General features: G+C 65.5%; 2 protein-coding genes and 1 pseudogene. 1 reads left to right on the top strand and 2 read right to left on the bottom strand.

What is annotated here, in order from left to right; genetic code table 11:
• On the top strand, positions 1 to 403 hold a 403-nt coding region (locus tag I71_RS06865), incomplete at its 5' end, for a DUF4862 family protein (RefSeq protein WP_148294173.1).
• Between the two features lie 44 nt (positions 404 to 447).
• On the opposite strand, the pseudogene I71_RS06860 reads toward I71_RS06865, so the two are convergent.
• Both I71_RS06860 and I71_RS06855 read right to left on the bottom strand, forming a co-directional pair.
• Positions 448 to 960 (bottom strand): annotated as a pseudogene (locus I71_RS06860) (ISKra4 family transposase); the annotation flags it as partial.
• Between the two features lie 44 nt (positions 961 to 1004).
• Positions 1005 to 2542 (bottom strand): Tn3 family transposase (locus I71_RS06855; RefSeq protein WP_042692886.1); only part of this gene is annotated, 1538 nt, incomplete at its 5' end.

Here is a 2542-nt window from a genome sequence, read left to right as displayed (position 1 = left end):
CGGCGCCGCTGCCACCTCGCCCACACCCACGGGAGTGGCGGTGAATTGGGGGCGGTCCGCCATCGAGGAGCAGGATGCGACGGCTCCCTGCCGTCATGTGCAGCGCCTGCGCTCCGCCGGATTGCTGCGCGGAGTGATGTTCTCCGGAGCGACGGATCGCGACGGCGTTTACGGCATACCCTGGAGCGACGTGCATCCGCCGCTCAAGGATCTGGCGTCCGACTCGGTCATGGATCGCGACCAGGTGGTGGCGACGCTGAAGGCCGCCGGCAGCACCCTGCTTTATGAGGGTGTCAAGGTTGCGGCGCGGCCGCCGCAAACCGCCATGCCCCAAACCACCATGAAGGATCGCATCGCCTTGATCCGCGGCACGCTGGCAGCCCTCGATATCGATCCGGACTGATGAGACCGGAAGACCCGAGGAGACCGTCGTAAACCTGGGGGCCTTCACGCCGCGGGACGGAAGGGGCGGCCGGCGTATGGCTCGGCGGCGGCGTGATCCGCTGCGAACGTCCCGTTCATCACTGCGATGCGGACCTTCAGCATGCGGTGAGCGCCACGTGGCGACCAGCACATCTGCTGATTGGCGCCCATGCGCCGGTGCAGGAGTCGCTGGACCGTGCTTTCGATCGTCGCCGTGGAGATGGGATCGCCCCGGCCTCGGGCGGCAACATAGTCAATGATCAGGTTGGCCTGTCCGGGAACGTAGGTTTCCAGGCTGCGCGGCAGCTTAGCCACTTTCCGGGCCTGCCGGTCGTCGGCGGCTTCCAACAGGACGTCGAGGTCAGTCAGGGTGTCACCGATCAAGCCCAGCGCCCGCTCGGTCTGGCCATGCCAAAGCCGCCAGCGGACGCGGGATACGGCGTCGGCTATGGTCACCGTCCGCTCCGCGGCGTCCGGCTCTGCCGCTGCCCAGCCCCTGACCGCTTGCGCCACATGCTGAGGGCAGCGCGATAAGTGTCAGCTAAACAACGCTAAGGCAGAACGATCTAAGAACATGGTGGTCAGGCAGCCCGACGTTGGCGCTCAAGGTTGAGCGGGCGCCGCCCGACCGGTGTGGACGCCGCCCGTTCCCACAGGAAATCGCCCGACAGGCCGATGTGTTCCCAGCCGACCGGAGACGTGTGGGCAAGCAGTTCATCCGGCACCGCCTCTCCCTTCGCACGAAGGTGCGCGATGGCATCGGCCATGTAGGTGGAGTTCCAATAGACGATGGCGGCGATCAGCAGGTTCAGTCCCGAGGCCCGGTATTCCTGTGTCTCCGTGCCGCGATCGGCAATCCGGCCTTGCTTGAAGGTACAGATCGCCTGGGCCAGGGCGTGGCGCTGTTCTCCCTTGTTGAGACCGGCGTGGCAGCGCCGCCTCAGTTCCGGGCTCTCCAACCAGTCGAGCATGAACAGAGTGCGTTCGATCCGGCCAAGCTCCTGGAGAGCAAGGTCGAGTTGGTTCTGCCGCTCATAGGCCGCCAGCTTCTTCAGCATGGTGGACGGCGCGACCGAACCGCTCTTCAGGGATGCGACCAGGCGCACGACCTCATCCCAATGCTCGCGGATGACCTCCACCTTAATCCGCCGCCCGAGAAGCGGCAGCAAGGCCTTGTAGGATCCGGAAGGTTCGATGCTGGCCAGCTTCCGGTCTGGGAAGTCACGCAGCCGGGGACAGAAGCGGAAACCGAGCAGTGAGCAGAGAATGAAGACATGGTCGGACACGCCCCCGGTGTCCACGTAATGGGTGTCGATCTTCAAGCTGGTGCCGTGGTGGAGCAGCCCATCGAGCACATAAGGCGCCTCGTGGGTCGCGGCCGAAATGACCTGGACATGGTAGGGGCCATGCTGATCGGAGACATGAGTGTAGAAGCTGAAGCCGGGATCGACGCCATAGCGGGCGTTTACTTCGCCGGCGACGTTCCCCCGTTTTCCCGAGCGGAAGAATTGTCCGTCCGATGAGGACGTCGTTCCACTCCCCCACAGAGCGGCGATCGGTAAGCGGTGCTGCGCCTCGATGATCCGGGCCAGGGCTGCCCGGTAGGTTTCGGGACGGATGTAGGCATCGGCGGTCCACACCAGCTGGTCGCGGGTCACGCCTTGGCTGGCGTCCGCCATGCGTGCCAAGCCCAGATTGGTGCCGTCGGCGAGGATGGTGGCGAGCAGCGCATTCTCGTTGGCGCAGGGCTCGCCGGTGCGGAGGTTCGTGAACGCCGCCGCGAAGCCCGTCGCGCGGTTGACCTCATGCAGCAGTTCGGTGATGCGCACGCGCGGCAGCAAAGCGTCGAGGCGGCCGGCCAGGACAGTCGCCTCCACAGGCGTTGTCGCCCTCAGTGGCGTGATGTGCAGCCGATCGTCGCGGAGTTCGACCCCATTAAGTTGGCTGCGCCGGAGCCGCAGAGCGAAGCGCTTCAGCCGCTCATCGAGTTCCTGACCGCGTATTGCTATCCAGGCATCGGCCGTGTCAGGCAACCCCAACTCCGACAGGACCGGCGCGACGGCCATGGTCGGCAGCAGATAACTGTCGAAACGGCGATAGTGGAGGACCTTCGACCCAG

The sequence above is a fragment of the Azospirillum sp. B506 genome (assembly GCF_000333595.1).
Classification (GTDB): Bacteria; Pseudomonadota; Alphaproteobacteria; order Azospirillales; family Azospirillaceae; genus Azospirillum.
The sequence above is the reverse complement of the archived record's forward strand: the minus strand, read 5'-3'. Positions and strand labels throughout refer to the sequence as shown.